This is a genomic window from Shimia sp., from assembly GCF_022448905.1.
Taxonomy (GTDB): Bacteria; Pseudomonadota; Alphaproteobacteria; order Rhodobacterales; family Rhodobacteraceae; genus Shimia.
Window position 1 is genome coordinate 109,774 of the sequence record NZ_JAKVCW010000005.1, and the last position, 24,770, is coordinate 134,543.

A 24,770-nucleotide genomic window follows, 5' to 3' on the forward strand; every position below is an offset into this window, starting at 1 on the left:
TGTGAAGGCCAAGCCAGTCATGCACCTACACTCAAACTTAACCAATTAACCTGAGCTGTTCGTTGCGAAAACTTGGTTTGACGATCCCTCAATTATGGGGGTATTTGATGGTTCAAAGCGTCCGTGCTGATCAAGAGTGATTTGGCACGAGACTATATCGAAATCAAATTGAGCCGCGAGCGCAAGAAAATAATACACTACGTCAGCCTTTGTCTCGAAGAGGCGAAAAGTGAAATGGAAGTTACTGTTTTAAAAGCCTCTAAGGCTAAACCAAAGATAGTCGCCACATGTTTAACGTCGGCCCAGAAGGTACACGGCTTTACTAGAGCGGGGCGACTTTCACAGTCTAGACTTTCGACCCAATTAGGACCACGACAATGACTGAAATGTCTACCACCAGTTTTGGTGATGCCCCTCCCGATCTAGCAGCTACACGCGCACTGATGCATGGATTGATTGATTTGATAGCAGCCAACATGGAGCATATCCTGGCCAAACGCTATGATATCACTCTAAAACCTGACAACAGCCCTGTGACGGCAGCCGATGTATTCTTGGAAGATCTGATCCAAAAATACTTGGTTGACCGCATTCCTGGCGTCACATTTGCGGGCGAGGAGACTTTCAGTGCTGACACGCCATTGGCGAGCGAAGGGTATTATGCCATTCTTGACCCTATCGACGGCACAGAAAACTTCTGTTCTGGCCTCAAGGAATGGGGTGTTTCGTTTACGTTGTGGCATGGCGGAACTCACTTAGGCAGTATGCTTTTGATGCCAGAACTTGGCGAACACCTTATGACAGGTGACTCGTTGCTTCCGATCCGGTCACGGATCCGTGGGTTCTCCTCATCAATGTGCGATGAGATTTTTGAAGGCATGGGCTCAAGCCAAGAGAACCGTGTTACCGGGTGTGCAGTTTATAATCTTTATAATGTAGTGCGTGGAGCATTCGCCCGCTTTACCAATCCCAAGGGGGCATACTCTTGGGATCTTTTGCCGGGGCTTATGCTTGCCCTAGAACATAACTGTGAAATCGAAGTAGAGGGCAAATCATATCATGGGGAATTTCTTGAACCGGGTAAGAAGTATCGCGTCGACATTCAGCACCGATACGATCTTCATTCTGGGTAAAGGAGCGTCGATCGACGAAATTGATCCGGAAATTTTAGTTGGGGCTTTGGTCATTGGGGTCAATGATTCAGAGCGAATTGCCCCCTGTGATATCACGGTGTTTCATGATTCATGGGTGCATCAAGCTCTAGAGGAAAGCGGCTGGCGCTCGCGCCTCTATGTAACGTCAACAGATCTGGATCCGCCCCGTGGAGAGGTGGAAAGGGTGCGGTATGTCGCCGGCTCTCAAGACGGCAGCGACATGATGATGACTCGGCTGGTTTCTGACAATCCTGACAGTGAGTTTGTCATTGAGGATGTGCTGTTTTTGTCAGCGCTGAGATTGGCGCGGATCATTGCCCAAATTCGCGGAAAGACACAAAAAGTCTATATGCTCGGCTTTGATTTTTCCGCGGACCAAGGCTACTCCGCGGCCATTGGCAAGGATTACTCATTAAACAGCACAGATGATCGTGCCTTTATCATCGCGCCGCAGGAATACTACTTTATTAATGCGCTCTACATGCTTCGCGAGAGCGAGCTGGACATACATCACGTCGGCAAACGTCGCTTTTCAAGCTTGTCTGGCTCCGAGTTGAATGCCCAGCTTATTCCAGAAAAGAAGGGTACTTCCGAGCGTGCGCATCAAGGTGTCTTGATTACAGCTGAATTGACAACCAATCACTTTGGCGATCGGCAACGGTTGGAGCGCATGGTGCGTGCCGCCAAGGCTGCAGGTGCTGATTTTGTAAAAGTTCAGAAGCGCGACGTCGAAACATTCTATTCCAAAGAACAGTTGGATGCCAAATATGTCTCGCCGTTTGGGGACACGTTTCGGGATTACCGCAATCAGCTAGAGCTAAGTCAGAGTGACTTTGAATTCCTGGATCAGCTATGCAAAAGCTTGGGGGTACGTTGGTTTGCATCTGTGCTAGACCAGCCGTCGTTTGAGTTCATGATGCAGTTCAACCCAGAGCTGGTCAAATTGCCGTCAACCATCTCTGAACACACAGATTACTTAGCTTATGTGGCCAAAAACTATCGTGCTGGGATCGTTTTATCGACGGGAATGACCGATACAACTTATGAAAATTGGGTGATAGAGACCTTCACTGATTGCGAAAAGCTGTACCTCATGCAGTGCAACTCTGCTTACCCAACGCCACAGCACGATTGCAACATTGGCGTAATCCGTCACTACCGGGATCTCTCGCTGAAACACCCCCATCTGGCACCAGCCTATTCTAGCCATGATTTTGGATGGATGCCTTCTGGAATGGCGGTCGCTGCTGGGGCAGTCATGGTGGAAAAACACGTGAAGCTGGGCAACACCGAATGGGCGCACTTTGACGCCGTTGCTCTTGATCTCGCGACCTCAGAATTCCGTGAATTCGTAGCAAAAATTCGTGAAGTTGAAGTGGTTGTCGGGTCTGAAGAGAAAAAGGTGAACGAAAGCGAGCACCACAAGTATTTTCGGGGCACCGCCTGACTAAATAAAATGCACCGCATGTCATAGAATCTATGACATGCGGTTTCTAAAGATTTGTCGCGCATGCAGGGACAGGGGGCATAGATGTCCGCTGTTCCATATGTTTAACGGCGGCGCAAATCGGAGCAGTGCAATATTCCGATCCTAGAGTAGGCTGTCACCCCGTTGCACCTTGGCCAGCGCGATATCTTCCAGCAAGTGAAACTGTTCTTCCCAGTCGATATCCATCGTTACGCGTTCGGGTAATTCGTGCAAGCAAGGGTTGGTGCCGATACGGTCACCAACGGCGCGCATACGGGCAAACGGCATTAGGTAGGCGGCGTGATTGATTTCAAACAACGGTTTGATGTCCTGGCTGCGCGGCCATTTTTCAACGGTATTGTCGTAATTATAGGGCCCATTTTCATCCCAGATGAATTTGTGGAGCTTTGTCACGGTAACAAGGCTGTCATGCCCCTCTGCCTCAGCCCTGCGCCAGGCCTCAATCAGATCACTAAACACAGTTGCGGTCACGAAAGGATGGGTAACATGGGTCATCAGTTGAACTCCCTCTTCGGAAAGAGTCGCAGAGTATTTGATATATTCACTCATCGGAGTAGATGACCGGCCAAGCTCATCCGGGCGTTCTAGTGCGACAAATCGGCTGTCTACATTACGACCAAAAGCGGCAGTGTAATCAAGAATAGCGGGATCGTTGCTAGATACGATGACCTTTTCGACCTCCTTGACGCCTTTCAACTGGTTCAGTTTCAACTCCAAGAGACCGCCTGGGATATCTGCAAAAGGGCGCGTGTTTTTGTGTTTTACACGCTCACTTCCAGCGCGGGCGGGGATAACGGCGATGATGGGGTCCATGGGAGCTTTCTTGGTTTGAGTTGCGTGCAAGCTTTTTGGAGATTTCTTGCTTTTGAGATCGTTTCATAGACTATCAGACATCCTTTGATTTTAAAGCCTTAGAATGGACCTGTCACGTTTTCGTGCCGCCCCAAGTGCTCGTTTAGGCCACTTTCCGTTCGAATGCGACAGGGCTTTTCCAGCCCAATGCTGAGTGCCGCCGGCGCGGATTGTAGAAGCCGTTGATGTATTCGAAGATCGCCATCTCAGCTTTGCGTCTTGTTTCCCAAGGATGTCGCCAGATCAGTTCTGCCTTGATGGTTTTGAAGAAGGTCTCAACAGCCGCATTTTCGTAGCAATTGCCTTTGCCAGACATCGATATTTTGAACCCATGTTGACGCAGTAGCTTCTGGTAGTCGTGTGAACAATATTGCGACCCACGATCCGTGTGATGAATGCAACCATTGGGCGGTTGCCGGAACGCGATGGCCATCTTCAATGCTCGGATTGCCAGGTCACGTTTCATCCGATTGCTCACCGCCCAGCCGATCACACGCCTTGAATGAAGGTCCAGGATCACTGCCAGATAAATCCAACCCTCGCGTGTCCAGACATAGCTGATGTCACCGGCCCATTTCTGGTTTGGTGCATCTGCCACGAAGTCACGATCCACCAGATTGGGCGCAATGTTGAACTTGTGATCGCTATCCGTTGTCACCTTGTGTTTGCGGGTTCTGACCACTGATATGCCGTTTTGGCGCATCAGACGACCAACACGACGATGGCCAACATCCAGGCCGATCTCTTTCAGCTCTTCCGTCATGCGTGGTCGACCATAGCTGCCCAAACTAAGACGGGATTGCTCTTTAATATGGGCCAACGTGATCAAATCCGACCGCTGTCTGCGGCTGGCTGGACGGCTGCGGAACGCACGCAAACCACGTGAACTGACGCCAACAACCTCACACAACCGATTGGCTGGAAAGCTGGACCTGTGTTCTTCGACAAACCTAAATCTCATTGCTTTAGGCCCGCAAAGAACTGGGTGGCCTTTTTTAGAATTTCCCTCTCCTCCTTGAGGAGCTTGATCTCGCGCCGAAGTCGGTCATTTTCTTTGGCGAGATCTAAATCTTCTTTCGACACCACATCAGTGTCTCGATGCGCGGCGATCCATTTGTTCAGCGTCGACATCCCGACACCCAGATCGTCAGCCACTTGCTTGCGCTTAAGCCCACTTGTCAGCGCGATACGCACCGCATCAGCGCGGAATTCGTCCGTCCGTTTCAGTCGCATAGTCAGTCTCCTTTGTTGCAGTAAATGCTATCAAAGGAGCGGCATCAAACCGCGACAGGTCCAGAAGGTTTCGATTACGCCTGAATCGCCTAAATATATTACGTCGGTTTGAGTTGAACACGATAGAGCGCCCTGGGCGCCCCACGACAAAGAACTGCCCTTTTCACAACAATGCGTTGATGCAGCGCGGTTCCCTGTTGAATTGTTTGGCCCTGAAGTGTCCCACCTTTGCGGATAGTCTCTATTATTTAGCTAAAGTGCGTCGGGTTTAGAGCCGGGATTCATAACCAGAACATGACCGATGGTGCTCAAGCGCCGGCTGAAGGGAGGACTTTTGAGCGCCTGTGGCAGGGTTTCGTGTCATGCAACCAACCCTTGGGGTGGGCAAAGAAACGCTCGATTTCTTGGCGTTTATTGTGCCGGGCCACGTCATAAAGGCTTAGTGCCGTGAGGTCTTCGCAAATAGGGGTGCTGGACGCAATGCCTCTGTCTTTAAGCGCTTCACATGGCTAGCCCGGGTTATATACTCGATCCGCCAGCATGTTTTTGGCGTCTGGCAGATCGCGCGACCCGGTCCTGTCTGGGAACGGACATTGCCCCCTACCTCACTGAAGGACTTCTGGCTGTCCGATAAATATAGGACATCGTGGCGACTGCAGCCAAGATCAAGAAACACAGCTCTGCACAAATACTCAAACTCTGTGTGATTGGAAGCGGAGAATGAGTTGTTCAGGCGAGTGGTTTGGGCGCTGACACAGGGCGATCGAATCTTCAGCAAACATCTGAGCTCCGCTCTTCATCGCTATTGAAACGTACCGGTGCGAGTTGTTTTGACAAAACAGGCAAAGCGCCATCCTGAAGGCTGGCTAGCAAATCGGTCGAAGTCCGGCGTATCCGTGTTTCTTACGGTACACGCGGGAGACATCAGATGCAGGCAGAATACAAAGCCGTTGCGCGGCAATCGCTGCTGTTTAGCAGCATGCCCGAAGAAGACGCGGAGATGCTGCTGTCGACGGCGCATGTCTCAGAATACGAACGCGGACAGACCATTTTTCTGCAAGGCGAGACGGCCACTGCCATTTTTATCGTGATATCCGGGTGGGCCAAACTCTACCGGATCGCGCCCAGCGGAACAGAGGCGGTTGTTGGCGTTTTCACAAAAGGGCGTAGCTTTGGCGAAGCTGTTGCGTTTCAAGGGGATGCGTATCCGGTGTCAGCTGAAGCGGTGACCTCTCTCAAGTTAATGCGCATCGAAACCGACGCTTACTTGCGCCGTATCCGAGAAACGCCTGAGGCTGCACTTTCATTGTTGTCTTCCACCTTTCGCCATCTGCACAGTCTAGTGGCGCAAATTGAAGCGCTCAAAGCGCGAATCAGTGCGCAGCGTGTGGCGGAATTTCTTTGTGAATTAAGCAATGCTGAGGAAGGGGCCTGCGAGGTCGTTCTGCCTTATGACAAGATCCTGATTGCGGGGCGTTTGGGCATGAAACCGGAAAGCCTCAGCCGGGCCTTCGCCAAGTTGAAGGCCGAGGGGGTCCAGATAAAGCAGAACCGCGCCAATATTGATGACATCGAACACTTGCGCACGTACAGCGAAGAAGACCCCGCGCAGGCTTGGGCGCGCTAACCGACATTCGAAATTGCCAATACGCTCTGGATTGCAGGGTGTGCTCCCGTTTAGAGTGCAGGGGATTTCTATCAGGAAAGGCGCATCATGCCCCGTTTTGTTCTCTCCGCCGCGGCCCATTTGATTGCCAATGCCATTGGTCTGATCCTCGCGAATATTCTGCTACCCGGCTTCACCATCGGCTTTCTCGGCATTGTGATTGTCACGCTGGTGTTCACCGTGGTCTCTGTTGTGCTCTTGCCAATCATCCGCAAAGTGTCTGAGAAAAAACTGCCGGAACTGCTGGGTGGCTTGTCGTTGGTCGTCACTTTTGCCGGCCTGCTGATCACCGAAATGCTGGTCAGTGACTTTACCATCGGCGGCATTGCCAACCTTCTGGCGGCCACTCTGATTGTCTGGCTGGGCGCGCTGATCGCCGGGGTGCTGTTGCCGAAGTATCTCTTCCCGTCGCTCGCCAAACCCAAAGCACACACATAAAGTTTGCCTAAAACTTTTCACAATTGAGCGCTAATTGCGCCTCGATCAACGGTCAGTTTCCATTCTGTAAACAATCAGAAAGGAACTGACACATGGCACATGCAGATATCGGCGGCGCAATGATCGACGCGCCTGTACTGGACATCCTGACACGCGAGAAACACAACTCGCTGAGCACACGGGAATGGAAATTCCGCCTGGCAGGCTACGGGTATGCCATCAAAGACGTGGCGGGTGCACAGGTTGTGACCAAACTGCCCCAAGGGACCGAAATTGGCGTGCTTCCGGCACATTTCCACTAAGTGGACCTGGTACCTGTAACGATCACTTGAGTAACTCAAGGCAGCGCCCCGGCTTTGGCCGGGACGCCTTGCAACAAAACGGCTCTAACGGCCCGGGATTTGATCCCGACGGGAATAATCCTGCCAGTTATTGAGCACCTCAACCGCTTCTTCTGCGGTCTCCACAAACTGGAACAGATCGAGGTCTTCTGCGGAAATTGTGCCCGCATCCGACAGCGCCTCCCAGTTGATAATCTTTTGCCAGAACTCTTTGCCAAACAGCAGGAACGGCACCCGCTGCATGCGGCCGGTCTGGATCAGCGTCAGCGATTCAAACAACTCGTCCAAGGTGCCAAAGCCCCCCGGGAACACACAAATCGCATTGGCGCGCATCAGGAAGTGCATCTTGCGGATCGCAAAGTAGTGGAAGTTGAAGCACAGCTCCGGCGTCACATATTCATTGGGCGCCTGCTCATGCGGCAACACGATGTTGAGGCCAATCGAGCGTCCGCCCGCATCCAGTGCGCCACGGTTGCCCGCTTCCATCACGCCGGGGCCGCCGCCGGTGACAATCACGTTCTTCTTGCCATCGCTGGCCTCTGTGACCAGTTTCGCGAATTTGCGGGTTTCATCATAAAACCGCGATAGCTCTGCTAGTGTTTCGGTGCGGGCGCTGTCTTTCTTGGACGGCTCAGGGATACGCGCGCCGCCAAACAGCACCACGGTGCTTTCAATCTCATGCTCGTCCAGCGCCAACTCAGGCTTGAGCAATTCCAGCTGCAAACGCACCGGGCGCAGCTCAGGACGGCACAGGAAATCTTCATCAGCAAAGGCCAGCCGGTACGACGGCGCACGGGTTTGCGGCGTGTCCGGAACCTGGGAGGCAGACTGACGGTCAGAATGGGCATCTGACAGAGGGTGGCGGCGATCATCTTTCATCGTTACTCGTCCTTGCTTGCGCGTTTTTCTTTTGCCTATAGGGTTCGCGGAAACAAAACCAGTGACAGGGATGTGAAAATGGACTGGAGCGCGGAAATCGCAGCGGCGGCAGAGCGGATCAAAGGGCATGTGCTGCGCACCCCGGTGGTAACCGTTGAAAATGGCTTTGGTCTGGATTTCCCGGTGCAGATGAAGTTGGAGCAGATGCAACACACCGGCACCTTCAAGGCGCGCGGCGCGTTCAATACGCTGTTGTCCTCTGAGGTGCCTGAAGCCGGTCTGATCGCCGCCTCTGGAGGCAACCACGGCGCGGCTGTGGCCTATGCCGCTCATAAACTCGGTCACAAAGCCCGCATCTATGTGCCGGAAATGGCTGGCCCTGCCAAAGTTGCGTTGATCCGCGACGCTGGTGCCGACCTAGCAGTGGTGCCGGGGGCGTATTCTGACGCGCTGGAGCAGGCGCTGGCTTATGAAGCCGAAACCGGCGCGATGCAGATCCATGCCTATGACGCGCTTGGCACAGTAGGTGGCCAAGGCACCGTGGCGCTGGAGTGGGAAGAGCAGGGGCTGGATGCCGACACAGTGATTATCGCTGTTGGTGGCGGCGGGTTGATTGGCGGATCGATGGCTTGGTTTGATGGCCGTCGCCGGGTGATCGCGGTGGAGCCAGAAACATCTTGCGCCCTAAACGCCGCCTTGAAAGCTGGCGAGCCTGTAGACGTGGAAGTGTCTGGCGTGGCTGCCAACGCGCTGGGCGCCAAACGCATTGGCCAGATTTGCTTTGATCTTGCGGTCTCCACCGGCGCGGAGTCCGTATTGGTCACAGACGATGCCATCACCCAAGCGCAACAGGCCTTGTGGCGGGAACGCAGACAGCTTGTGGAGCCTGCAGGCGCCACCGCTTTGGCAGCGCTGATGTCTGGGGTATACGTGCCCGAACCGGGCGAAAAAGTTGCCGTTTTGGTCTGTGGCGCCAACATTGCGCCGGACCCGTTTGAACAAGCGACATAATGAGCGCGTGACGCCCGCGCTCTATCCCGTTAAAACACCCCAAATTCCAAGACATCCGGAGCCTTAAACATGTCGAATGCCCAACTGGAACAAGCCATCGAAGCCGCGTGGGACGCGCGCGACACCATCACCTCCGCCACCACTGGCGAAACCCGCGACGCAATTGAATCCACGCTGCACGCGCTGGACAGCGGCAGCCTGCGCGTGGCCGAGAAACTGGAAAACGGCGACTGGCATGTAAACCAGTGGGCCAAAAAGGCCGTGCTGCTGGGCTTTCGCATCAAAGACATGGAAATCCAAGACGGCGGCCCACAGGGCTCCGGCTGGTGGGACAAGGTCGACAGCAAATTCAAAGGCTGGGGCGAGAAGCAGTGGCAGGACGCCGGTTTTCGCGCCGTGCCAAACTGCGTTGTTCGCAAGTCCGCATATGTTGCCCCCGGCGTGGTGCTGATGCCGTCTTTTGTGAACCTCGGCGCCTATGTGGATGAGGGCACCATGGTCGACACATGGGCCACCGTCGGCTCCTGCGCCCAGATCGGCAAAAACGTGCACCTCTCCGGTGGCGTTGGCATTGGCGGCGTGCTGGAGCCAATGCAGGCTGGTCCAACCATCATTGAAGACAACTGCTTCATCGGCGCGCGCTCTGAGGTTGTTGAAGGCTGTATCGTCCGCGAAGGCTCTGTGCTGGGCATGGGTGTGTTCATCGGCCAGTCCACCAAGATTGTCGACCGCGAAACCGGCGAAGTCATGTACGGCGAAGTGCCGCCTTACTCGGTGGTTGTCGCAGGCTCCATGCCCTCCAAGAACGGCGTGAACCTCTACTGCGCGGTGATCGTGAAGCGCGTGGACGAGAAAACCCGCTCCAAGACCGGCATCAACGAGCTGCTGCGCGACTAAGACTGCGCTCCATTAAAATCTTGGGCCAGTCTCCATTCGGAGGCTGGCCTTTGTTTTTAGTATTCCGTCAGAAAAGCGCGGGAGCCAACGACGCCACAAGCGCCAACGCAGCGACGATATTAAATGTTTTGAGCCGTCGCCCCGTCGACAGGAACCGTCGGATAACTGTCCCAAACCAGCCCCAAGCCGAATTGGACAGCAGCCCAACACCCGCAAAGGTCAAAGCCACCAAAACCACGCTTTGCGGCGCAAACCCTGGTGCAAAGAGCGCCACAGCGGCCATGCCCAACGCCCAGACCTTTGGATTGACCGCCTGAAACAAAAGCGCCTGCGCAAAAGTCAATGGCGAGCCCGCTGTATCGGCCTCCGCCGTTGGCGCTGCATTTGCGATTTTCCATGCCAGATAGAGTAGGTAGGTGGTGGATGCGGCCAAGAGCGCCCACTGCACGAAGGGGAAAAGGTCGAGAATGGCCCCAATGCCAATCCCAGCCAGGCTGATCACAAAGGTGATTCCCACAGCAACGCCAAGGATATGCGGCACCGTGCTGCGAAAGCCAAAGTTCACACCTGAGGCCATGATCATGATGCTGTTTGGACCGGGTGTGATCGTGGATGCGGTCACAAACGCGACCATTGGTATCCATGCCGCAAAATCCATACCCAAACCCCTGTTTAACACCGCACCAATCGTTGGTCCTTTCCGCACCCGTCACAACTTTTTTGGGGGGACTAACGCTATTCGTTACTCATAGACCAATCACCGCAACCACAGCAATTGCGAACGGCCCTTATTTGATAGGGGGCTTGCAATGGCCCCGCCGGGTCACCGCCGGAAGGTTGCCCCAAACCAATGCTCAAGCAGCGCATCATAGGTGCCGTCCTCGCGCAGTTTGAGCAAAGATTGGTCAATCTCTTCGCGCCACGGGCTGCCCGTTGGTAGAGCAATGCCGTAGTTCTCTGGGCGGTACACCCGTTCAATCAGGCGGGATTCATTGCGCCCGTCATTGGTGGCAAAATAGGCAAGGATCGGCCCGTCAAACACCACCGAGTCGATGTCCCCATCTTGAAAAGCCGCCAGCACCTCATGCGGCGTGTCAAAATCTCGGAAGCGGATGTCACGTGTTGTCAGGAACTGAGCAGAGGTGGAGCCGCGCACAGAGCCCACTTTGCGCCCGTCCAGATCGTTGATGCTGTCGACAGAATCCTGCAACGCCTCTACCGTCACCGCTGCGGTAATCGTCGCAACAAAGACCGACACCACAAACAGGCTGGCCACCACCAGGATCACCGCAAAGAACCGGCCCGGGCGGGACAAAGGCATGCGCTCTTCAAAGCCGCCGTTCACCACCAGATTGAGCGCCCACCAGAAAGACGGGAACAATGCATCTTTGGCGGGGCGATCAAAATAGGGCTGATGCCGGCGTTCAAACAGCCACATTAACATGCCGCCGCCAAACAGCATCCCCAAAGCCGCCATAATGGCGGTGAGGATTTCTCGGGTCAGCAGCCCGCCTATCCGCGCCAGACTGCCGGGCTCGGATGGCAGCAAGATCTGAATGCCGCTCTCAAAAATCGGCTGGCTGAAATCCATCACCGTTTCACGCGAGGCGGTGATCGAGATGTTGGCAATGGCGCCATCCACCGTGGCAGCTTCCACTGCGCTTAACATGTCGGGGAAGCTGTCCTGTGGGGCAAAGGTGATCTCTTTGCCCAGGTCTTCACCAATGGCCCGCATCAGGTCCACGCTGAAGCCGCGCGGCGTGTTGTCATCCAGGAAAACAAACGGAGGCCGGTCCACGGTGGCAAAGGTCAACGTTTCCGCCGTCTGCGCAGAGGCGGCGAACACCCATGACAGGAGGGAGGCGATGGAGATGAGGACTGCGGGGAGGAAGCGCATAGTAAGTACCGGAGTTGCTTGGCTCCCCCTATCGCGCACCGCTTGAGCCGGTCAACCACGCTCCGACGTTTACCCAGAGTTATTTGGCTCTAATTAGGACTTTTTGACCCTTATGCCGCCGCCATGAGGGCCTCGGCCTCATATTTGCGCAACGACACCCTTGCGGACGGTCCAAAGCCATAGCCCATCAGGGCGTCAGAATTGGGCATGAGTCGCAAGATTTCATCGCGGGTTTCCGCATCAAAACTGTCGAGCGTTTCCTGACCGGGGTGGTAGCTTTCGCTGTCCAATCCATTGGCCCGCACAATCTCGTGGCGGTCAAACAGGATATGCACATAGGTCACAGGCCTATGATCCTCGCGCACTGTGATGGTGTCGCCATTCACAAGGTCTTTGGCTTTCACCAGCACCTCGGATTCACCAAACAGCATTGCCGCCAGGGACGATTTGATCAGGATGCGGTGATTGGGCGAAAATTCCACTGCCTCGTGGTTGCCCAAAGCATCTTTGGCGAGACGGATCGGGGCGTCAGAACCAGTGGCTTGACGCATGGTGGTGCCGATCCACAAGAGCGGTTGGAACCCATTGTCGCGGGTCAGAACCATATCTCCGGGCATCAACGCTTCGACCTTTTTCAGGCCGCTTTGGGTGACAATCTCAGTCCCGGCCACAAAACACGGCGCCGTTGTGGTTGTGACCTTCACAAAACCGGTGTCGGTGTTGCCGTCGGAATCCTCGACCTCATAGGTGAAGGCCTCGCTGCCCAAATCGCCATCGGTCTGGATCGACAGCGTGCCGTCCGGGTTGAGCGTGACCACTTCTCCGGTGTTCAGCGTCACCGAATCGCCCGCGCTGACCTCCTGACCGTTGATCTTGGTGATGGTCATGGTGGCGCCATCCGGCGCGGCGTCATTGGCCAGCACGTCCACGGTTTTAGTGGCGTTGGCGCCGATCTCGTATTCGTCGTCCTGCGCCACCAATGCACATTGGATGGAGTCGCCAGCGATCAGCAGATTGGAGTCGTATTTGTCGTCTCCGGCGTCTGCGATGCCGATCTTTATCGTGTTGACCTCGCCCGGATTAACCGGCGCTTTCACGGTGAGCGTGATCGTCAACCCGTCCATCTCACTGTTCACGGTCTCGCCGTCCGCCGGGTTGTCGATGTAGAGGTTCGCGTTGTCTTCGTCATTGATGTTGTCGACAGTGACGTCGCCATCGCCAACGGACAGGGTGGCCTTCTCGCCGTTCACCCAAATGCCAACCGCGTCGTTGTAGCCGCTGTCGACATATTCCAGATATTCTTCTGAGGAGAATACGATCTGCATGGTCAGAGTGTCACCGTCCGGAATGAAACTGGCCTCAAAAACCGCCGCATCGTAGGTGTCCCCGCCGGCAATTTCAGACAGATCGTCGTCGCCGTCCCGGTCCATTTGTCCGGTTGTGTTGGCGTCGGCATTGACGTCCCCGTCGGCGTTGGTGAAATCACTGGTGTAACCGGTTGAGAGGATCACGCCGCTATCTGAAGGGATGGCATCCGGGGCGACGGAATCACCATCCGAGTAAATCCCGCTGGACATGGCGTGCCCGGTATAGCTGGCGCCCAACACCTGAACACCGGAGCCGAACATGGCGTCCGCCATCTGCGTCGCACTGGCGCTGTTATCAATCGGCAGTTCTGATGCAGTTGGCATAGTGGTCCCCTATATGCATTCCCAAACAATAGCTGTGGCGCCTCTGCCCGATTTCTTTTGGGAACGTGGTCAAAAGCTTTGGAATGCCGGACAGATTTCTGGCCTTGGCGTCAGCTCCGGCCCATCAATTGCCGATAGGAGATTCGAAAGTCACCATTAGAAAGAGGGCACGTTCTGCGCGCTAACAGTTTGGAATAAAACCCTTTCCAAATCGTAACTGCCTCCCTTCAAGACTCTGAAAAATCGAAGTAAATTTTGCACATTGTTGCGTGGTTGCTTGAACCAACTGCGGCGGGCGGTTGACCCCTTGCCATGAGCCGCGCTAAGGCCCGTTCAACAGAAAGGCACCGGCATGACCCAGGACCAGAAAAAGAAGAAGACCCGCCAGCAGGTCTACACGTTGCTCGTTCAGGTCGGGCGCAAAGACGGCGACGGTCTGCCGGACGAAGCCACCGGCGGTGCGCTGATGATCTATGCCAGCGGCGTGGACGAAGCAGAAGCGGTGCGTGAGACCGTGGCGATCCTCAAACAGGCGGATTTGAACCCGCTGGACGTGACCGGCTATGGCACGATTGAGGAGCGCGAAGCACAGGGTCACGAGATTGACGGGCAGGAACGCGGCCTTATGCAGCGTGCCCTGGATGAGAACTCCGTGGTCGTGGCGCAAATGACGCCCTTCTATCACGGCGAAGAATCCGAGGACGCTGCCGCGACCGAGCACTAACGCGAAAGTTAGCGATCAGGCGGCGCGCTGTGCCGCCAAGGTGAGTGCATCAAACTCCCGCAGGACTGGAAACGCAGTGCGCGAGTGTTCCGGCAACAACCGCCGCGGATAGCCCGACAGCAGGCTGGCGCTCAGCAAGTCCCGCCGACGGCGCATCCGTCCCACATCCATACTTTCCACATAGGTATCGGCAGCCAAAATCGCTTCGTGATTGGGCAACAGAAGCTGGCAATAGGTCACCAAAGGCGCAGTGCCACCATTTTCCGCAGCATTGCCGTGCAGCAGATGCCCGGCCGGGACCAAGACAAACTCGGAGCCAAACATATACTCCACCCGACTGCCGCCAATTAGCAGACGCTGGGTTGGGCTGGTGACAATGTCGCGGCTGAGCCCAAAGTACGGGGCGCGCAACCGGATCGGGGCAAAATGCCCTGAGGCTGGCACGGTCCGGCGGATGTTGGCCAGAACCGGGACTAGATCACCAGAGGGTGTCTGCACCACGTCACCGCGTTTGAGGTCTCCCACCTTACGATAGCCCTGCGCGGTCATCACCGGGGTGTCTTCCGACAGGCTGGGCATGGGGCCAATCGGCTCAATGCGATTTGAATAGGCAATGTAGGACAAATCGCTGGACAACACCCGTGCATCATCGTCCTGCACAGTTTCCCGGATTTCGGCAGGCGTGAGCGCCACAGGGCGGGACAAAGTCCGCACAGCCACACGCCAGGTGCCAGGCTGCTCCACTGCCAGTCGACCGACATTGGCTGGCACATCCCAAGAATAGGTCACCCGCAACACATCCGCACGCCCGCCGGTGTCCAGATTGACCGCCACATGCGCCGTGCGGCTGCCGCGATTGAGCACCAGCACCACGCCACCGCCGGGCACCGCTTGCAAAGACAGGCGAAAGCCGCTGCCGGTTTGAGACGCCATACCCATAAGCGTTTGTGGTCGATCATAGGGCGACACCCGCGTTTCCACGACCATACTGCCCCTTGGCAACGGCGTGCCAGACAGCGCCTGAGGGTCTGTGGTGGCTGTCCCAAGCGGATGGGCCACGCCGTTGAGGTCGCACAGGGCGTGCCGTTTGTTCCAAAGGGCAATCCAGCTCATCGTTTAGACCTCGCCAAAGGCAATTTGCGACAGCGTGGCCACCTCAAAGCTGCGCAAGCCGCGCCGTGCCATTTGCCCGTAACCTTCGCCAGACACCGGATCGAGTTCTGGGAACAAGGCACAGATCTCTGCAACAATCTCCGGCTCAAAACTGCTCGCAGTCTGTGGCCCCGGCAAGTAGCTCTCCGTCATCAGCTTTTCGGAATAAATGATCTGATGGTCATCAAACAGAAGATGCACATATTCCACCTCGCCGCCGGGCACTTGGCGGATGGTCTTGTCATTCACCAGATCGCGCGCGGCCACCAATACCTCTTCTTCGCCAAACAACAGTTCGGCCCAGGCATTTCGGATCAGCACCCGATGCAGCGGGGAGAGCAACAATTCGCGGTGGTTGCCAAGGGTGTTGGCCATAATCCGGATCGGCGCCATGGCGCCTTCTGCCGCCACTTTGCGCCGTCCCATCCAGCGCAGCGGTTGGGGGCCATTGTCCACGGTTTCGACCAAGTCCCCCACGTTTAGGCACTCAATGGGCACCTCACCAAATGGCGTGCGGATGAAGGTGCCCACTGTGAAACAAGGTGCTTGATTGATCTTGATATAGCCAACATCGGTCGTGCCGTTGCCGTCATCAATGGTGTAGGTCAGGTTGAGCTGCTCTTCGTCGCTGTCGCCTTCAAAGGTGATGGTGCCGTCGCCATTCACCGTAATGATCTGCCCGCTGGGCAAGGTGATCGGGCTGCCAACGGTGACCGGTTGCCCGGAAATATGCGTGATGGTGATGGAATTGCCGGTGTTGTTCACGTCATTGGCCAGCACATCAATGGTGCGGGTGCCATCAATTGGCAGTTCCACCTCATCCGTGTTGGCAATGAGTGACGTTTGAATCGAGTCCGCCGCAATCAGCAACGAACTGTCATACCGGCTGTCGGACACATCGGCGACCACAATGCGGATGTCATTCATGCCTTCAACAATGTCAAAGGTCAGCGTCATGGTGAGGGTGAACCCATCCATCTCCGTGTTGTAGATCCCGCCTGTGTTGTTCACAAACAGGCTTTCGTTCTCACCATTGTTGATGTTGCCGGGGTCCACATCCCCATCGCCTATTTCCAGCGGCACATAGCTGCCGTTGATCGAGACTGCGACGAAGTCCTGATAAATTGAGTCGACGTATTCCGGGTATTCTTCGGAGGCAAAGACAAACTGCATCGTCATTTGCCCGGCTTCATTGGCGATGAACGACACATCCAGATAAGAGGCGTCATAGGTGTTGGTGCCGGCGACCGCGTTGAACTCTGGGTTGTTGTTCTCACCGCTTGTGTCGGTGGAGCGGTCAGAACGCTGGTTGTTGCCGCCCCAACGGTTGGAGAAGTTTCTCGCGTGCCCCGTGGACAGGATCACCCCTTCGTCGCTGGGGGTAACCCCAGGCGAAACGCTGTCCCCATTGGTGTAGATCCCGGACGAAGAGTTTTGCCCATTGTAGTCAGCGGAGACGATGGTCACGTCATCGCCAAAAATGGTTTCCGCCATATCCATGGCCGAAGCGCCGGTGTTTACGGGCAATCTGGGCATGTCTGCTCGCCTCATGTGTTTGAGGCACGCCACACAACAACGCCCACCTGCTCATGGGGCGCTCATACAGGTCTCGTCGCATTTCGAGATGCGTTTGTTGGAAACCCTTGGCTGTTTTAGCCGAACTGCTGGTGACCTGCCTCGGTCGATTTTTATTAACTCTAACTAAACAGCAAATTTTTCCGCTTGTTAAGAGGTGCCCCACCGCTTTGTGTTCCAAATGTGGCTTTCCGGTCCGGCGCGGCTGTGCCACAACCCTTGGCGCAAGCTTCTCAGATATAGGACCCTCGCCATGACCAAGACCGATGCCGCACAGTTGACCGCTGATCTGATCCGCTGTCCCTCTGTGACGCCGGAGGAGGGCGGGGCGCTGGTCTTGCTGGAAAACCTGCTGTCTGACGCCGGGTTTGACTGCACCCGCGTGGATCGAGGTGACGTCAGCAACCTGTTTGCCCGCTGGGGCCGCAAAGGCGACAGCAAGACGTTTGGGTTTAACGGCCACACCGATGTGGTACCTGTCGGGGACGAGGCCGCCTGGACGGTGGATCCTTTTGGTGCGGAAATCAAAGATGGCATTATGTACGGCCGAGGTACCACCGACATGAAATCCGGTGTCGCCGCCTTTGCTGCCGCCGCCATCGATTTTGTCTCGAACACGCCGCCGGATGGCGCCATCATCCTCACCATCACCGGCGATGAAGAAGGCGACGCCATCGACGGCACCACCGCGCTTCTGGACTATATGTCCACCGAACAGGAACGCATGTCTGTCTGTCTGGTGGGCGAGCCTACCTGCCCCAACGAGATGGGCGAGATGATGAAAATTGGCCGTCGCGGCTCGATGACCGCATATTTCACCTTCACCGGCAAACAAGGCCATTCCGCCTATCCGCACCGCGCCAACAACCCGCTGCCGGTGATGGCCCGCCTGATGGATCAGTTCTCTTCCGAACCGCTGGACAATGGCACCGATCACTTTGATGCGTCCACCCTCGCAGTTGTCACCATGGACACCGGAAACCCGGCCACCAATGTGATCCCGGCGGAGTGCAAAGCCACGCTCAACATCCGCTTCAACGACTCCCACTCCGGCGCGTCCCTTACAGAGTGGATGCAGGCCAAAGTAGACACTATTTCGGCGGAATCCGGCGTGGGTATCGACATGAAAGTCACCATCTCCGGCGAAAGTTTCATCACCCCACCCGGTGACTTGTCCGAGCTGGTGGCCAGCTCTGTGGAAGCTGAAACCGGCCGCCGCCCGGAACTCTCCACCTCCGGCGGCACCTCGGACGCGCGCTTTGTTCAGCACCATTGCCCAGTGGTGGAATTCGGCCTCGTGGGCAAAACCATGCATCAGGTGGATGAACAGGTGCCGGTTGCGCAAATCCATCAGCTCAAAGACATCTACAGCCGCATTTTGCGAGACTATTTTGCCTGAACACCGCCCCAACCTTGTGGTGATGATCAAGGAACCGCGCCCCGGACGTGTGAAAACCCGACTGGGCCGAGACCTCGGGATGACCGCCGCCGCCTGGTGGTTTCGCCACCAATCCGCCGCGCTGCTGCGCCGTCTTGATGATCCGCGCTGGAACCTGATCCTGGCCGTCGCCCCAGATCACAAAGGCCTCTCATCGCGCGTTTGGCCCGCTCACTTGCCGCGTGTCCCGCAAGGCACTGGCAATCTTGGGGATCGCATGGCGCGACAGCTGCGTTTCCACCAAGGCCCCACCTGCATCGTCGGGGCCGACATTCCCGGCATCCAGCCGTCTCACATCGCGCAGGGCTTCAAGGCGCTGGGCGATCACGATGCGGTCTTTGGCCCCGCGCCGGACGGTGGCTATTGGCTGGTGGGTCTGAAACACACACCCAAACCGGGCCTCTTTGCCAATGTGCGCTGGTCCACGGAACATGCTTTGGCCGACAGTTGTGCCACCCTGCCCGATGCGCGGATTGCCACTGTCGCCACGCTTGCAGATGTGGACACCGCCGCCGATCTGGCGTGTCTCTGAACGTTCTCATTCGCCAAGTATCCCGGGGTTGAATTGGGCCGCAGGCCCAAGAAGGGGCTGGCCCCTTTCCTTTCTCACGTGACGCCGCCCATCCCCCGTGCTAGGGCCAACCCATGCCTATGCCCAGCAAAGAGGAAGTCCTTGAGTGGATTTCCGAGAACCCGACCCTCACCTCCAAACGTGACATCGCCAAAGCTTTTGGCATCAAAGGGGCTGCGCGCATCGACCTGAAGCGCCTGCTCAAGGAGCTGGAGGCCGAAGGGCATCTACAAACGCGGCGCAAGACCTACCGTGATCCGGAAAGCCTGCCGCCGGTCACCGTGCTGCAAATCCTTGAGGCAGATGCCGATGGCGATCTCTTTGCCCGCCCATTGGAGTGGCACGGCGAAGGGCAAGAACCCAAAATTCTGGTGCTGCCCCGCGCGTCCGATCCAGCGCTGGGCGCGGGCGACCGCATTCTGGGGCGTCTGACCAAACTGGACGACGGCGACATCCAGTATGAGGCGCGTCTTATCCGCCGCATCGGCACCAACCCACGCCGCGTGTTGGGCATGTTCCGCAAAACCGCCGAGGGAGGCCGCATCCTGCCCATCGACAAGGGTGACGGCAAAGAATGGTCCGTGGCGTCGGATCAAACCCATGGCGCCAAAGACGGCGAGCTGGTGGAGGCCGAGCAATCCGGCCCTAAAGGGCGTCTTGGTTTGCCCCGTGCCCGTGTTGTGGCGCGCATTGGCGATCCGACTGCGCCCAAGGCTGTGAGCCTGATCGCCATCCACCAACATGGCATCCCAGACACCTTCCCCGATGAGGTCGTATCAGAGTCTGATAAGGCCAAACCGGCGCCTTTGGGCCAACGTGAAGATTTGCGCGACATGCCCTTTGTCACCATCGACCCAGCCGACGCCCGCGACCATGACGACGCTTGCTGGGCGCATGCCGATGATGACCCGAAAAACGAGGGCGGCCACGTGCTTTGGATCGCGATTGCCGATGTGGCGCATTACGTGCGATCCGACACCGCGCTGGATCGGGAGGCCCGCAAACGCGGCAACTCAAGCTACTTCCCGGACCGCGTGGTGCCAATGCTGCCGGACCGTCTGTCTGGCGATCTCTGCTCTTTGCACGAAGGCGTGCCCCGCGCCGTACTGGCGCTGCGTATTCAGATCGACAGCAAGGGCAGAAAGATCGGTCACCGTTTCATCCGCGCCATGATCCGCTCCGTGGCCTCGCTGAACTACGGCGAAGTGCAGCAGGCGCAGGACGGTCATCCAAACGCGCGCTGCGCGCCGTTGATGGATGAGATCATCAGCCCGCTTTACGCCGCATATAAGGCTCTAACAAAGGCCAAAGCCGAGCGTCAGCCGCTGGCGCTTGACCTGCCGGAACGCAAAATTGAGCTCTCTGACGCGGGCGAAGTCACCTCTGTGAACTTCCGGGATCGGTTTGACGCGCACAAACTTGTCGAAGAGTTCATGGTGCTCTCCAATGTCTGTGCCGCTGAAACGCTGATTGCCAAAAAATCCCCGCTGCTGTTCCGCGTGCACGAGGAACCCAGCCCTGAAAAACTTAATGCCTTGCGTGATACCGCCCAGGCCGCGGGCCTGACGTTGGCCAAGGGGCAGGTGCTGCAGACACGCCATTTGAACCAGTTGCTGGACGCCGCCGCCGGCACGGAGCAGGCGGAGCTGATCAACATCTGCACCCTGCGCTCCATGACACAGGCCTATTACGCGCCATCTAACTTCGGCCACTTCGGCCTCGCGCTGCGCGATTATGCCCACTTCACCTCCCCAATCCGTCGCTATGCAGACTTGATCGTACACCGTGCGCTCATTTCGGCGCATGGTTGGGGCGATGACGGCCTCACACCTGAGGCCACCGAAGTTCTAGAAAAAACCGCCACGCATATTTCGGACACCGAACGCCGCTCGATGTTGGCGGAACGGGATACCACGGATCGCTACCTTGCCGCCTATATGTCCGAACGCATCGGCAACGAATTCACCGGCCGCGTGAGCGGCATCGCCCGCTTTGGGGTGTTTGTGAAGCTGGATGAAACCGGCGCTGATGGCCTGATCCCGATGCGGGAACTGGGCCGCGAGTATTTCCACTTTGACAGCGAAACCAACTCGCTCACCGGATCGGACACGGGCATCGTGATTGGCCTCGGCCAACGTGTGACCGCGCGCTTGACCGAAGCTGCGCCGGTGACCGGTGGCATCGCGTTGGAGTTGATTTCTCTGGATGGCGAGCTGGTCAAACGCGCCGGACGTGGTGGTGGAAAAGGGTGGAGCCGGGGTGGCCCCATCCGTCGTAAGGCCGCCAAAGCAAAGCACAAGGCGGCCAAAACCAAACGCAAGGTCACTCGGCGGCGGCGCTAAACGCGGACATCACCCGCGCCGGATCTGGATAAATCGCCTCCCGCACCCGCGCCACATAAGCTGCCAGCGCAGGGCGCGCCTCAACCGCTTTGCGCAGGTCGGTGGCCACCGGCAGGGTCAAGATCATGTCCAACACCGGTGCGACCGCCGCATCCGCGGCTGTTGGCGTGTCGCCAAACAGGAACGACAGCCCGTCCAGCTTCGCGTCAATCACCTCCAGATCTTTGTCAAACCGCGCCTGACGGTCCTCTGGCGAGAACCGCGCGATGCCCTCAGACATCAAACCAGCCCGCACATGACCGCGCGCCTCTTCCGCTGCCTGATCCCGCATTGGCGCAGGCACAGAGGCAAAGAAAATCTCCTTCATCACCGCCCAGCAGTCGTCATTGAGCCAGCGATCGTGCACCAGCCCAAGCCGCAGGCTCTCTTCCACGGTACGGATTAGCGCGTGGGTCGCCGCCTTCTCAATCCGGCTCAAACCCGGCATGAAATCTGCGCCATGTGACTCTAAATAGGCCTGAATGTTATGACTGTCCGGGATCAAAGCATCGCCAACACGGGCCACCGGCACCTTGCCCAACGGCAGCGCTTCAAAGTCCTGGATCAGCTCCGGCTGCCAATCGACCTTGGCCATTTCCAACAGGCACATGGCCTTCAGGCAGAATGGCGAATGGGTGGGAAACTGCGCGTCGCCGGGGAAAACAATAAGATGCATGGGAACTCTCCACTGATTGATTGTGGAGCCTGTCTTAAACACCCCTCTTGTCAGTTTCTGTCAGTAGAGTGCAGTATCCCAAAATCATGAGCCGCACCGACCGACTGTTCCAACTCATGCAGGCCCTGCGCGACCTGCCGCCCCCCGCCACCGCGCAAGCCTTGGCGCAGGAAACCGGCGTGTCAGAGCGCACAATCTACCGCGACATCGACAGTCTGCGCAGCCTCGGGGCCGTGATCGACGGGGAGGCCGGGTTTGGCTTCACCCTTATTGAAGACGCCACCTTGCCGCCGCTGGGTTTTGTCCCGGAAGAAATTGAGGCGCTGGTGGTCGGGCTGAAAGAGGTTATGGAAGTGGCCGATCCTTCCTTGGCCAACGCGGCACAAACGGCTCTAACCAAGCTGAAATCGCGTCTTCCAGAGGCCCAGGCCCATCGCTTGAAACATGCGGTGTTGACCGCCAAACGCTTCCACAAGCCCCCCGAGATCACCATCGATGCGGGCGCCCTGCGCCAAGCCGCCTGGGAGGAACGGACCGTGGCCTTTGACTATGGCGATGCGGAGGGCCGACGGACAACGCGCGAAGTTGATCCGCTCTCCATCGTCTTCATGCAAAATGTGCATTGTCTTCTGGCCTACTGCCACCTGCGCGCGGACTATCGCGCCTTTCGCCTGGATCGCATAGACAACCTCAATATCAGCGACCGCTCCTTCCGCCCGCGCCGCATTCCCATGCTGCGGGAATTCAAAGCGCGGCTTCAGGCGGAAATAGACGTATCGGCAAATCCCCGCGCCTCCGGCTGAGAGCGCTTTTGCCGCCCCCATCCCCGCGCTACACTTCCACCAAACAGGCAGGGAAAGTTGCGATGCGTCTATCTGGTTTAGTGGTGAGTTTGGTTATTGGCACCGTTGTCGCGTCCACGGTCTCTGCCGGGGCACCGTCGCAGTCTCTCCGTCCTGTGCTGCGCCCATTGGCGGATGCTTTGGCGGCGCAACAACTCATCGAAGCTGCTGCCTCTACCAAAGGTTTGCAAAGTTGGATCAAGCGCTACAAATCACGCGCGCTTAAGGCGGGGATCAGTGCTGCGGTGTTTGATCAGGCCTTTCAAGGCGTTCAGTACAATGCCGACATCATCAAGAAAGACCGCAATCAAAACGAGTTCACCAAGACCATCTGGGATTATCTGGACACTGCTGTCTCTGACGCGCGCATAAAAAACGGCAAGGCGGCGTTAAGCAAGCACAACACCACGCTGCAGAAGATCGAAAAGCGTTACGGTGTCGATAAAGAGATTGTGGTTGCGATCTGGGGGCTGGAAAGCGCCTATGGTACCTTCAAAGGCAGCACGCCTGTGATCGAGGCTCTCGCCACGCTTGCCTATGACGGGCGACGCGGCGATTTCTTTGAGGAACAGCTCACCGCCGCGCTCAGCATCCTGCAAAACGGGGATGTCACCGCGCAAAACATGAAAGGCAGCTGGGCCGGCGCCATGGGCCATACCCAGTTTATGCCAACCTCATTCCAGTCCTACGCAGTTGATTTCACCGGCGACGGCAAGCGCGACATCTGGTCAGGCGACCCCACCGACGCGCTGGCCTCCACCGCCGCCTATCTCAAGCACTTCGGCTGGAAGAAAAACCAGCCTTGGGGCGTGGAAGTGAAGTTGCCCAAAGGGTTTGACTACGCCTCTGCCAACCGCGAGAACCTGAAGAACCCCAGCGAGTGGGCGCGTCTGGGCATCAAGGACATGCGCGGCCGTGCGGTGCCCAACCATAGCAAGGCGTCTATCCTTTTGCCGGCCGGTGCACAGGGGGCGGCTTTCATGATCTTCCAGAATTTTGACGTGATCGAGCACTACAACACCGCGGATGCCTATGTGATTGGCGTCGGCCATCTCAGCGACCGCATCATGGGCGGCCCAGCCATTCAGGGGAATTGGCCTCGTGGCGACCGCGCATTGACCTACAAGGAGCGGATCGAGCTGCAAAAACGCCTGACCAAAGCTGGCTTTGACACCAAAAAGATCGACGGCAAAATCGGCCCGCTCACCATCGCCGCTGTGCGCGAATATCAGCGGGCCGAAGGCATGGTGCCAGACGGATATGCGTCTCTAACCCTGCTGAAAACCTTGCGCTAAGACATGAGAAAAGGCGCGTCCTGATCCGGCGCGCCTTTTGTTGTGTCTGGGGCAGTCTGGCTTACTCGCGGCCGCTGATCACAATCACCTCGGTGCCCAGAGGCACCTGCTCATAGAGCTGTTCGATGTGCCAGTTGGCCATGCGGATACAGCCGTTGGAACTTGGCGTGCCAATTGACTGCGGTGCGGTGGTGCCATGGATGCGGAACAGCGTGTCGCGGCCGTTCTGGTACAAATACATCGCCCGCGACCCCAGCGGGTTGTTTGGCCCACCCGGCATGCCGTCTTCGTATTTGGCGTAGGCCGGATTGCGCTCGATCATCTCTTGTGTTGGACGCCAGCTGGGCCATTCCACCTTGCGCTCAATGGTGGCACGGCCGGAGAAGTTCAGACCCTCTTGCCCAATTGCCACGCCATAGCGGATCGCGTTGCGCTCATCCTGCATGTGGTAGAGGTGGTAAGAGGCCAGCACCACAACAAGCTGTCCTGGCTGGAAGCCGTATTTCTTCTTCACCCGCACCTCTTTGGGTTTCAGGTGCTCCATCAATTCAAACTCACCACCTTGGGC

General features: G+C 57.0%; 23 protein-coding genes. 13 read left to right on the top strand and 10 right to left on the bottom strand.

Annotated elements, in window-relative coordinates; all coding sequences use genetic code 11:
• Positions 1-377: 377 nt before the first annotated feature.
• The gene (locus MK208_RS07350) at positions 378-1,133 is read left to right on the top strand and encodes an inositol monophosphatase family protein (RefSeq protein WP_294115444.1); all 756 of its coding nucleotides are present in this window, start codon (positions 378-380) and stop codon (positions 1,131-1,133) included.
• On the top strand, positions 1,072-2,601 hold the full coding sequence (locus MK208_RS07355) for an N-acetylneuraminate synthase family protein (protein WP_294115446.1): 1,530 nt from the start codon (positions 1,072-1,074) through the stop codon (positions 2,599-2,601). The genes MK208_RS07350 and MK208_RS07355 overlap by 62 nt, the downstream gene beginning before the upstream one ends.
• 144 nt (positions 2,602-2,745) lie before the next feature.
• Here MK208_RS07355 and MK208_RS07360 read toward each other — a convergent pair whose 3' ends face one another.
• Together MK208_RS07360 and MK208_RS07365 are read right to left on the bottom strand one after the other, a co-directional pair.
• The gene (locus MK208_RS07360) at positions 2,746-3,456 is read right to left on the bottom strand and encodes an acylneuraminate cytidylyltransferase family protein (RefSeq protein WP_294115448.1); all 711 of its coding nucleotides are present in this window, start codon (positions 3,454-3,456) and stop codon (positions 2,746-2,748) included.
• Positions 3,457-3,598: 142 nt separating this feature from the next.
• Positions 3,599-4,728, bottom strand: a protein-coding gene (locus MK208_RS07365; RefSeq protein ID WP_294115450.1) for an IS3 family transposase whose coding sequence is annotated in 2 segments (ribosomal slippage) — positions 3,599-4,485 and positions 4,485-4,728 — 1,131 coding nt in all. Because the reading frame shifts where the segments join, the coding sequence is not laid out codon by codon here.
• 928 nt (positions 4,729-5,656) lie between these two features.
• Between MK208_RS07365 and MK208_RS07370 the strand changes: the two genes are divergently transcribed.
• From MK208_RS07370 to MK208_RS07380, 3 genes are all read left to right on the top strand, one after another.
• Positions 5,657-6,355: a Crp/Fnr family transcriptional regulator gene (locus MK208_RS07370; RefSeq protein ID WP_294115453.1), complete on the top strand. Its 699-nt coding sequence runs from the start codon at positions 5,657-5,659 to the stop codon at positions 6,353-6,355.
• 87 nt (positions 6,356-6,442) lie between these two features.
• Entirely contained in the window at positions 6,443-6,832 is a 390-nt protein-coding gene (locus tag MK208_RS07375; protein WP_294115455.1) for a phage holin family protein, read from the top strand.
• 92 nt (positions 6,833-6,924) lie between these two features.
• Positions 6,925-7,134, top strand: a complete 210-nt coding sequence (locus MK208_RS07380; protein ID WP_294115457.1) for a hypothetical protein — start codon at positions 6,925-6,927, stop codon at positions 7,132-7,134.
• 84 nt (positions 7,135-7,218) lie between these two features.
• Here MK208_RS07380 and MK208_RS07385 read toward each other — a convergent pair whose 3' ends face one another.
• A complete protein-coding gene (locus tag MK208_RS07385; RefSeq protein WP_294115458.1) occupies positions 7,219-8,052 on the bottom strand; it encodes a TIGR00730 family Rossman fold protein in 834 nt (277 codons plus the stop codon).
• A gap of 78 nt (positions 8,053-8,130) precedes the next feature.
• On the opposite strand from MK208_RS07385, the gene MK208_RS07390 reads away from it, so the two are divergent.
• A complete protein-coding gene (locus tag MK208_RS07390) occupies positions 8,131-9,063 on the top strand; it encodes a threonine/serine dehydratase (protein ID WP_294115460.1) in 933 nt (310 codons plus the stop codon).
• A 69-nt stretch (positions 9,064-9,132) separates the two neighbouring features.
• A complete protein-coding gene (gene dapD / locus MK208_RS07395; protein ID WP_294115463.1) occupies positions 9,133-9,960 on the top strand; it encodes a 2,3,4,5-tetrahydropyridine-2,6-dicarboxylate N-succinyltransferase in 828 nt (275 codons plus the stop codon).
• A gap of 67 nt (positions 9,961-10,027) precedes the next feature.
• On the opposite strand, the gene MK208_RS07400 is transcribed toward dapD, so the two are convergent.
• The 3 genes from MK208_RS07400 to MK208_RS07410 all read right to left on the bottom strand — a co-directional run bounded on the left by MK208_RS07400 (position 10,028) and on the right by MK208_RS07410 (position 13,548).
• Positions 10,028-10,582: a LysE family translocator gene (locus MK208_RS07400; protein ID WP_294115466.1), complete on the bottom strand. Its 555-nt coding sequence runs from the start codon at positions 10,580-10,582 to the stop codon at positions 10,028-10,030.
• Positions 10,583-10,783: 201 nt separating this feature from the next.
• Positions 10,784-11,857 carry a transporter substrate-binding domain-containing protein gene (locus MK208_RS07405; RefSeq protein WP_294115468.1) on the bottom strand — a complete coding sequence of 358 codons (1,074 nt, stop codon included), beginning with the start codon at positions 11,855-11,857 and terminating at the stop codon, positions 10,784-10,786.
• A 110-nt stretch (positions 11,858-11,967) separates the two neighbouring features.
• Positions 11,968-13,548: a choice-of-anchor L domain-containing protein gene (locus tag MK208_RS07410; RefSeq protein ID WP_294115470.1), complete on the bottom strand. Its 1,581-nt coding sequence runs from the start codon at positions 13,546-13,548 to the stop codon at positions 11,968-11,970.
• Positions 13,549-13,900: 352 nt separating this feature from the next.
• Here MK208_RS07410 and MK208_RS07415 point away from each other — a divergent pair, with 352 nt between their 5' ends.
• Positions 13,901-14,272 carry a hypothetical protein gene (locus MK208_RS07415; RefSeq protein ID WP_294115473.1) on the top strand — a complete coding sequence of 124 codons (372 nt, stop codon included), beginning with the start codon at positions 13,901-13,903 and terminating at the stop codon, positions 14,270-14,272.
• A gap of 15 nt (positions 14,273-14,287) precedes the next feature.
• Here MK208_RS07415 and MK208_RS07420 read toward each other — a convergent pair whose 3' ends face one another.
• Positions 14,288-15,385 carry a Hint domain-containing protein gene (locus MK208_RS07420; RefSeq protein WP_294115475.1) on the bottom strand — a complete coding sequence of 366 codons (1,098 nt, stop codon included), beginning with the start codon at positions 15,383-15,385 and terminating at the stop codon, positions 14,288-14,290.
• Between the two features lie 3 nt (positions 15,386-15,388).
• Positions 15,389-16,960, bottom strand: coding sequence for a Hint domain-containing protein (locus tag MK208_RS07425; protein WP_294115476.1), 1,572 nt, complete (start codon positions 16,958-16,960; stop codon positions 15,389-15,391).
• A gap of 292 nt (positions 16,961-17,252) precedes the next feature.
• Here MK208_RS07425 and dapE point away from each other — a divergent pair, with 292 nt between their 5' ends.
• The 3 genes from dapE (at position 17,253) to rnr (ending at position 21,350) form a co-directional block, all read left to right on the top strand.
• On the top strand, positions 17,253-18,398 hold the full coding sequence (dapE, locus tag MK208_RS07430) for a succinyl-diaminopimelate desuccinylase (RefSeq protein ID WP_294115478.1): 1,146 nt from the start codon (positions 17,253-17,255) through the stop codon (positions 18,396-18,398).
• Positions 18,399-18,420: 22 nt separating this feature from the next.
• Complete coding sequence (locus MK208_RS07435; protein WP_294115479.1) at positions 18,421-18,969, top strand: TIGR04282 family arsenosugar biosynthesis glycosyltransferase; 549 nt, start codon at positions 18,421-18,423, stop codon at positions 18,967-18,969.
• Between the two features lie 113 nt (positions 18,970-19,082).
• Complete coding sequence (gene rnr / locus MK208_RS07440; protein ID WP_294115481.1) at positions 19,083-21,350, top strand: ribonuclease R; 2,268 nt, start codon at positions 19,083-19,085, stop codon at positions 21,348-21,350.
• Here the strand turns inward: rnr and MK208_RS07445 are convergent.
• Positions 21,331-22,065, bottom strand: a complete 735-nt coding sequence (locus MK208_RS07445) for a glutathione S-transferase family protein (protein ID WP_294115482.1) — start codon at positions 22,063-22,065, stop codon at positions 21,331-21,333. The two genes, rnr and MK208_RS07445, sit on opposite strands and share 20 nt — an antisense overlap.
• An 86-nt stretch (positions 22,066-22,151) precedes the next feature.
• Between MK208_RS07445 and MK208_RS07450 the strand changes: the two genes are divergently transcribed.
• Entirely contained in the window at positions 22,152-22,868 is a 717-nt protein-coding gene (locus MK208_RS07450; protein ID WP_294115483.1) for a YafY family protein, read from the top strand.
• 62 nt (positions 22,869-22,930) lie between these two features.
• Positions 22,931-24,202 (top strand): lytic murein transglycosylase, encoded by a 1,272-nt coding sequence (locus tag MK208_RS07455; protein WP_294115485.1) that lies wholly within the window; start codon positions 22,931-22,933, stop codon positions 24,200-24,202.
• Positions 24,203-24,263: 61 nt separating this feature from the next.
• Here the strand turns inward: MK208_RS07455 and MK208_RS07460 are convergent, their stop codons facing one another.
• Entirely contained in the window at positions 24,264-24,746 is a 483-nt protein-coding gene (locus MK208_RS07460) for a L,D-transpeptidase (protein WP_294115790.1), read from the bottom strand.
• Between the last annotated feature and the right edge of the window lie 24 nt (positions 24,747-24,770).

Bases quoted from the DNA above. Each gene is read 5' to 3' on its own strand.
- MK208_RS07350 (WP_294115444.1), top strand. From the start codon at position 378: ATGACTGAAATGTCTACCACCAGTTTTGGTGATGCCCCTCCCGATCTA.
- MK208_RS07360 (WP_294115448.1), bottom strand. From the start codon at position 3,456: ATGGACCCCATCATCGCCGTTATCCCCGCCCGCGCTGGAAGTGAGCGT.
- MK208_RS07370 (WP_294115453.1), top strand. From the start codon at position 5,657: ATGCAGGCAGAATACAAAGCCGTTGCGCGGCAATCGCTGCTGTTTAGC.
- MK208_RS07375 (WP_294115455.1), top strand. From the start codon at position 6,443: ATGCCCCGTTTTGTTCTCTCCGCCGCGGCCCATTTGATTGCCAATGCC.
- MK208_RS07380 (WP_294115457.1), top strand. From the start codon at position 6,925: ATGGCACATGCAGATATCGGCGGCGCAATGATCGACGCGCCTGTACTG.
- MK208_RS07385 (WP_294115458.1), bottom strand. From the start codon at position 8,052: ATGAAAGATGATCGCCGCCACCCTCTGTCAGATGCCCATTCTGACCGT.
- MK208_RS07390 (WP_294115460.1), top strand. From the start codon at position 8,131: ATGGACTGGAGCGCGGAAATCGCAGCGGCGGCAGAGCGGATCAAAGGG.
- dapD (WP_294115463.1), top strand. From the start codon at position 9,133: ATGTCGAATGCCCAACTGGAACAAGCCATCGAAGCCGCGTGGGACGCG.
- MK208_RS07405 (WP_294115468.1), bottom strand. From the start codon at position 11,857: ATGCGCTTCCTCCCCGCAGTCCTCATCTCCATCGCCTCCCTCCTGTCA.
- MK208_RS07410 (WP_294115470.1), bottom strand. From the start codon at position 13,548: ATGCCAACTGCATCAGAACTGCCGATTGATAACAGCGCCAGTGCGACG.
- MK208_RS07415 (WP_294115473.1), top strand. From the start codon at position 13,901: ATGACCCAGGACCAGAAAAAGAAGAAGACCCGCCAGCAGGTCTACACG.
- MK208_RS07420 (WP_294115475.1), bottom strand. From the start codon at position 15,385: ATGAGCTGGATTGCCCTTTGGAACAAACGGCACGCCCTGTGCGACCTC.
- MK208_RS07425 (WP_294115476.1), bottom strand. From the start codon at position 16,960: ATGCCCAGATTGCCCGTAAACACCGGCGCTTCGGCCATGGATATGGCG.
- dapE (WP_294115478.1), top strand. From the start codon at position 17,253: ATGACCAAGACCGATGCCGCACAGTTGACCGCTGATCTGATCCGCTGT.
- MK208_RS07435 (WP_294115479.1), top strand. From the start codon at position 18,421: ATGATCAAGGAACCGCGCCCCGGACGTGTGAAAACCCGACTGGGCCGA.
- rnr (WP_294115481.1), top strand. From the start codon at position 19,083: ATGCCTATGCCCAGCAAAGAGGAAGTCCTTGAGTGGATTTCCGAGAAC.
- MK208_RS07445 (WP_294115482.1), bottom strand. From the start codon at position 22,065: ATGCATCTTATTGTTTTCCCCGGCGACGCGCAGTTTCCCACCCATTCG.
- MK208_RS07450 (WP_294115483.1), top strand. From the start codon at position 22,152: ATGAGCCGCACCGACCGACTGTTCCAACTCATGCAGGCCCTGCGCGAC.
- MK208_RS07455 (WP_294115485.1), top strand. From the start codon at position 22,931: ATGCGTCTATCTGGTTTAGTGGTGAGTTTGGTTATTGGCACCGTTGTC.
- MK208_RS07460 (WP_294115790.1), bottom strand. From the start codon at position 24,746: ATGGAGCACCTGAAACCCAAAGAGGTGCGGGTGAAGAAGAAATACGGC.